This is a genomic window from Mesobacillus sp., assembly GCF_049588175.1.
GTDB lineage: Bacteria > Bacillota > Bacilli > Bacillales > Cytobacillaceae > Mesobacillus.
In genome coordinates this window covers 1-6598 of sequence record NZ_JBAVFI010000032.1, presented here as the reverse complement: position 1 = coordinate 6598, position 6598 = coordinate 1, and the positions used below count along the sequence as shown (strand labels likewise).

The window sequence follows — 6598 nt, the reverse complement described above, 5'->3', positions numbered from 1 at the left end:
CCTTTCACCAACGACGATTTCATAGCCTTTAATCGTCTTTCTCAAAATGATTGGCTGAAGGATACCATGTTCAATGATGGATAGTTTAAGTTCTTCGATTGCTTCCTTCTGGAAAACTTTTCGTGGTTGATAAGGATTCGGCCTGATTTCTTTGATGCTGATTTCCTGGACTTTTTCGTCTTTACCGGCTTCCTCTTTAAATAAAGCGTTCAATCCCTTACCTAAGCCTTTAGCCATTCGCAACCACTTCCTTTGCAAGATCTAAGTAAACCTCGGCCCCGCGGGACTTCGGATCATAAATGATAATTGGCTCTCCATGGCTAGGAGCTTCACTTAGACGGACATTCCGTGGAATAATGGTTTTATAAACCTTGTCTTGAAAGTATTTCTTTACTTCCTCGATTACTTGCAGGCCTAAATTCGTACGCGCATCAAGCATCGTCAGTAATACGCCTTCGATTTTCAAATCCTGATTCAAGTGCTTTTGAACTAAGCGGACTGTATTAAGAAGCTGGCTTAATCCTTCCAAAGCATAATACTCACATTGTACTGGTATAATGACTGCATCCGATGCAGTTAAGGCATTAAGCGTCAATAATCCCAGTGATGGCGGACAATCAATCAATATATAATCAAAATCACCTTTAACTTCTTCTAACGCACGCTTAAGGCGCACTTCCCTCGATATGGTCGGTACAAGCTCTATTTCTGCACCTGCAAGCTGGATTGTTGCAGGAATCGTGTAAAGATTTTCAACAGCGGTTGGATGGATTACGGACCGGGCTTCCACATCATCTACAAGCACATCATAAATGCATTGCTCCACGTCGGCTTTATCGATTCCAACCCCGCTCGTCCCATTGCCCTGAGGATCTATATCTACCAAAAGTACTTTCTTTCCTATGTATGCAAGGCATGCGCCTAGATTCACAGAGGTAGTCGTCTTACCGACTCCACCTTTTTGATTCGTAATCGCAATAATCTTTCCCACATTGTCACCTACTTTCGAACCTGTAAAATTACTTATACAGCTTTTTTAAAGCTAATAAATTTAGCTTTACTATCGATTCAAAGAAGAAAATAGGCTCCCGCGAACCGAAAAAAGCAATCATGTATTCTATTTTATCATGAAATAACGTAGTTGATAGAATTTTTCTTAAAAAGAAATAACTTGTAATATTTATTCTAGTAAACTAAAAAAAGCGGGAGACAGCATGTCCCCCACTCCCAATTAATATTATTTCTTTTTTGGTATCCGAATCGTGAATTGATAAAAATCCTCAAACTCTGCTTCTTCAGAATCAAGATTGATCCCGCTGTCGGAAACCATTGTCAGCGACTGGCGGATCGTATTGACAGCAATCCTCATATCCTTGCTGAAGGCCTTCCGTTTCGGTTTAGGCTTTTCTTCATTTTGAGTCAACAGCTTGACTACCCGTTCCTCAGTCTGCTTGACATTGAGTGATTTCTCAATGATTTCCGCAAGCAGCTGAATCTGGAGCTGTGGATTTTTCAACGGTATTAATGAACGTGCATGACGCTCTGTAATCAATTTATTCAGGAGCGCGTCCTGGACATCCTGTGGAAGCTTAAGCAGTCTAAGTTTATTAGCAACCGTTGATTGCCCTTTACCTAGTCTTTGCGCTAGGGCCTCTTGGGTAAGACTATGAATTTCCAGTAATTTCCCATATGCCATTGCTTCTTCAATCGGGGATAATTCTTCACGCTGAAGGTTCTCGATTAACGCAACTGATGCCGTTTCTGAATCAGATAAATTTTTGATGATCGCGGGAACCTCTTCCCACTCCAATTTTTTCATTGCGCGCCAGCGGCGTTCCCCAGCAATGATTTCAAATTTATCCTGGTCATACTCACGGACGACGATTGGCTGAATTACTCCATGTATGTGAATGGTACGGGCCAATTCTTCAATTTTTTCATCATCAAAAACGGTTCTTGGCTGGTATCTATTTGGAATAATAAGGTCTATCGGAATTTTCTTTATTTCTTCGTTCTCTACGATTTCAATATCCTCAACCGTTTGTTCCACTTCTTCGACTTCAATCGGTTCTTTTTCCTTTTCCCCAAGGCCAAAAAAGCGAGAAAAAGAAGGCTTCATCACCCTACACCACCTTTATGAACTCCCTATTACATATTCTCTATAAAAATGACAAGTTCCTGCCTATAGACTTTATTATAAACTAAAATTAATCTTCAAAATAGGACAAAAAGCGCAAGCGCCTTGTAAAGACCAATTGAACAGCGACTCCGTAAACATTGAAGAGACATGCCAGGGAACCCAAATGGCCAGGCGCTGAAGCTGGGTAAGAACTCTATTCTATTGGCGTTTTATTCGGCGTTCCTGGTTTTCTTGGATACTGTTTCGGTGTTTGCTTTTGTTTATTAATAATTAAAATATTTCGTTCGCTTTCTTCCACCGGCAGCTTGAATGAATGGACTGATTCCAGCTTTCCGCCAAGAACAGCAATCGCTTTTTCGCCAACCTGCAGCTCCTCGCCAGCCTGGTTACCCTTCATCGCGATGAATGTGCCCCCGACATTCGCTAAAGGAAGGCAAAGCTCACTTAGAACGGACATTCTTGCAACTGCCCTCGCCATCACGACTTCATACTTTTCGCGATGAGCTGGATTTTTTCCAAATGTTTCTGCACGGTCATGGATGAATGTCGTATTCTCAAGCCCCAGCTCCTTTGAAAGCTGTTCCAGGAAAGTAATCCGCTTATTCAAGGAATCAACAATCGTCACTCTTAATTCCGGAAAAGCGATTTTTAAAGGAATGCTGGGAAAACCGGCTCCAGCCCCAACATCGCACAAATTGAGCGGCTTATTAAAATCAAAATAGAAGGCTGCTGAAATGGAATCGTAGAAATGCTTTAAATACACTTCCGGTTTTTCAGTTATTGCAGTTAAATTCATCTTTTCGTTCCACTCGACGAGCATATGATAGTACTTTTCATACTGCTCCATTTGCTTTGGAGAAAGTTCGATTCCCTTCTCGGCAAGCATTAATTTAAATTGATCTGTATTCATAAGCCAACCCTTTCTGTCCTTGCTGCTGTATTAATTGCTGGAAATGCGCGCGATGCGTCCCTGCTCCAAGTAAACGAGCAAAATCGAAATATCTGCTGGATTTACACCTGAAATCCGAGTAGCCTGAGCCAATGTAAGCGGACGGACATCCTTCAGCTTTTGGCGAGCTTCCGTCGCAAGACTTGAAATCGCATCATAATCTATATTTTCCGGGATTTTCTTATCTTCCATTTTCTTCAGACGTTCAACCTGCTGTAGCGACTTTTCAATATATCCTTCGTACTTAATCTGGATTTCCGTTTGTTCTGCTGTATCAAAATCCAATTCAACATCCGCAGGTACAAGCTGTTTAATATGCTCATACGAAGCTTCCGGACGTTTCAGAAGATCAGAAGCCCGAATCCCATCCTTCAATTCGCTTCCACCCATCGAACGGATTAATTCCTGCACCTCGGCAGTTGGCTTGATAATGATGGAGCGAAGGCGTTCCTTCTCCGCTTCGACTGCTTCTTTTTTCGCTAAAAACTTCTGGTAGCGATCTTCAGGAATCAAGCCAAGCTCATACCCTTTGTCTGTCAAACGAAGATCCGCATTGTCATGGCGGAGAAGCAGACGGTATTCTGCACGTGAAGTCAATAAACGGTATGGTTCATTTGTTCCTTTAGTAACAAGGTCATCAATAAGAACACCGATGTAAGCATCTGCCCTGCTCAAAATGACTTCTTCCTTGCCCAATGCCCTTCTGCCTGCATTGATTCCAGCCATAAGTCCCTGACCTGCTGCTTCTTCATAACCTGAAGTTCCGTTAATTTGGCCAGCAGTATAAAGATTTTTTACCTTCTTTGTCTCAAGTGTCGGCCAAAGCTGGGTAGGTACGACTGCATCATACTCGATCGCATAGCCTGCACGCATCATCTGGACTTTTTCAAGTCCTGGGATAGTCTGAAGGATTCTTTGCTGGACGTCCTCTGGCAAGCTTGTGGAAAGACCCTGAACATATACTTCCTGAGTATTCCTTCCTTCCGGCTCAAGGAAGATCTGGTGGCGCGGCTTATCGTTGAAGCGTACGACTTTATCTTCAATAGACGGGCAATAGCGCGGACCTGTACCTTTAATCATTCCTGAGTACATCGGTGAACGATGCAGATTCTCGTCGATCAATTGATGAGTGCGCTCATTTGTATAAGTCAGCCAGCACGGAAGCTGGTCAGTAATGTACTTCGTTGTTTCATAAGAAAACGCACGGTGAACATCGTCACCAGGCTGGATTTCTGTTTTATCATAATCGATGGTATCGCTATGGACACGCGGAGGCGTTCCTGTTTTAAAACGGACTAAATCGAAGCCAAGCTCCTCAAGGTGTTCCGAAAGCTTGATCGACGGCTGCTGATTGTTCGGACCGCTTGAATATTTCAATTCACCAAGGATGATTTCACCGCGCAAATACGTTCCAGTCGTGATGACCACGGTTTTGGCTCGGTATGCAGCACCTGTCATTGTGACTACCCCGCGGCATTCGCCATCTTCGACGATTAAACGTTCAACCATTCCCTGTACCATCGTCAGGTTCTTTTCATTTTCAAGTGTTTTCTTCATTTCATGCTGATAATCGAACTTATCAGCCTGGGCCCGCAATGCACGTACTGCTGGGCCCTTTCCTGTATTCAGCATCCTCATCTGGATGTAAGTTTTATCAATATTCCGGCCCATTTCGCCGCCAAGGGCGTCTATTTCACGTACTACGATCCCTTTTGCAGGTCCGCCAATTGACGGATTACATGGCATAAATGCAACCATATCAAGATTGATTGTAATAACTGCCGTTTTTGCGCCCATGCGAGCCGCCGCGAGGGCTGCTTCAACACCTGCGTGGCCGGCACCGACTACAACCACATCAAAATTCCCGGCTTCATATTGCATCCTGCTGCCTCCTTTTATTTAGTCCGCTTCAAATACAGCTGACTTTATCACATGATGTATATTCAATGATTATTTTCCCAGACAGAATTGCGAGAACAGCTGGTCAATCAGGCTCTCATGGACACTTTCCCCGATGATTTCACCAAGCAGCTCCCATGAACGAGTCAGATCGATCTGGACGATATCGATTGGCGTTCCCATCTCGACACCGCTGATCGCTTCCTCAATGGAGTTAACAGCCTGGTTAAGGAGCGCAATATGGCGTGTGTTCGAAACATACGTAAGATCGCCTGATTCAAGCGCACCAGAGAAGAATAGACTTGAAATCGCTTCCTCCAGCTCATCGACACCCTTATCTTCTAATAAAGAAGTTGTCACAAGCGAATAATCCTTCGCAAGCGCCCTTACTTCATCCAAGTTGATTTTCTGCGGCAGGTCGGTCTTATTGACGATCACAATGACATCCATGCCTTCCACTGCTTTGAAAATGTTCCGATCCTCTTCCGAAAGATCTTCCGAATAATTCAGAACCAATAAAATCAAATCTGCTTCCTTCAGAACCTGACGGGAACGCTCGACGCCAATTCTTTCAACGATATCTTCCGTTTCCCTGATTCCCGCTGTATCGAGAAGTCTCAATGGAACGCCGCGGACATTGACGTATTCCTCAATAACATCTCTTGTCGTACCTGGAATGTCCGTTACGATCGCTTTATTCTCATGTACAAGACTGTTAAGCAATGACGATTTTCCAACATTAGGACGGCCTACAATAACAGTAGACAAGCCTTCCCGGAGGATTTTCCCCTGCTGTGAAGTCTGCAGCAATTTTTCTAGCTCGCCCTGTACATACTTCGCTTTTTCCAATAGCATGTTATGCGTCATTTCCTCGACATCGTCATATTCCGGGTAATCGATGTTCACTTCCACATGGGCAAGAATCTCGAGGATTTCCTGGCGAAGCTTCTGTATGAGCCTTGATAAACGTCCTTCCATCTGTCCAAGCGCCAGATTCATCGCCCGGTCTGTTTTCGCTCTTATTAAATCGATGACAGCCTCAGCCTGCGAAAGGTCGATTCGTCCATTTAAAAAAGCCCGTTTTGTAAATTCCCCCGGCTCCGCCAGCCTTGCTCCCTGATTGAGTACAAGCTGGAGCACACGATTTACAGAAACAAGACCCCCATGGCAATTGATTTCGACTACATCTTCCTTCGTAAATGTTTTCGGTCCTCTCATGACAGATACCATTACTTCCTCAGCAACTTGTCCGCTTTTCGGATCAATAAGATGTCCGTAATGAATTGTGTGGGATGCCACCTCGGTCAGCTTCTTGCTCCCAACCCCTTTAAACAAACGATCAGCAATTTCAAAAGCCTGATCTCCGCTCAAACGGACAATCGCAATCGCCCCTTCACCCATCGGCGTTGAAATCGCCGCAATTGTATCAAATTCCACTTGCTTCACCCCACTTCACTTTAAATTTATTTATATTAATTTTACGTAAGTTTGTTTTCTACAAATTACTAGAATACCACATCATTTTATCGAAAAAAAGAAACACATACTCATTCTACAAATTTATCCACAACTTTATAATTACACTTCTTTAATTTTAACTTATCCACATG

The 6598-nt window shown here is 43.5% G+C and carries 6 protein-coding genes; all 6 read right to left on the bottom strand.

All coding sequences use genetic code 11. From position 1 onward, the window contains the following. Positions 1–237 (bottom strand): ParB/RepB/Spo0J family partition protein (locus tag WB217_RS00665; RefSeq protein WP_423989678.1); only part of this gene is annotated, 237 nt, incomplete at its 3' end. Further along, on the bottom strand, positions 230–991 hold the full coding sequence (locus tag WB217_RS00660) for an AAA family ATPase (RefSeq protein WP_335432837.1): 762 nt from the start codon (positions 989–991) through the stop codon (positions 230–232). The genes WB217_RS00660 and WB217_RS00665, both read right to left, overlap by 8 nt. Positions 992–1237: 246 nt before the next feature. Beyond that, on the bottom strand, positions 1238–2119 hold the full coding sequence (gene noc, locus WB217_RS00655; protein WP_423989680.1) for a nucleoid occlusion protein: 882 nt from the start codon (positions 2117–2119) through the stop codon (positions 1238–1240). 214 nt (positions 2120–2333) lie between these two features. Then, positions 2334–3050: a 16S rRNA (guanine(527)-N(7))-methyltransferase RsmG gene (gene rsmG / locus WB217_RS00650; protein WP_423989675.1), complete on the bottom strand. Its 717-nt coding sequence runs from the start codon at positions 3048–3050 to the stop codon at positions 2334–2336. A 30-nt stretch (positions 3051–3080) separates the two neighbouring features. After that, on the bottom strand, positions 3081–4970 hold the full coding sequence (gene mnmG / locus WB217_RS00645) for a tRNA uridine-5-carboxymethylaminomethyl(34) synthesis enzyme MnmG (protein WP_423989673.1): 1890 nt from the start codon (positions 4968–4970) through the stop codon (positions 3081–3083). A gap of 69 nt (positions 4971–5039) precedes the next feature. Further along, entirely contained in the window at positions 5040–6425 is a 1386-nt protein-coding gene (gene mnmE, locus WB217_RS00640; protein ID WP_423989671.1) for a tRNA uridine-5-carboxymethylaminomethyl(34) synthesis GTPase MnmE, read from the bottom strand. Between the last annotated feature and the right edge of the window lie 173 nt (positions 6426–6598).

Bases quoted from the DNA above. Each gene is read 5' to 3' on its own strand.
- noc (WP_423989680.1), bottom strand. From the start codon at position 2,119: ATGAAGCCTTCTTTTTCTCGCTTTTTTGGCCTTGGGGAAAAGGAAAAA.
- rsmG (WP_423989675.1), bottom strand. From the start codon at position 3,050: ATGAATACAGATCAATTTAAATTAATGCTTGCCGAGAAGGGAATCGAA.
- mnmG (WP_423989673.1), bottom strand. From the start codon at position 4,970: ATGCAATATGAAGCCGGGAATTTTGATGTGGTTGTAGTCGGTGCCGGC.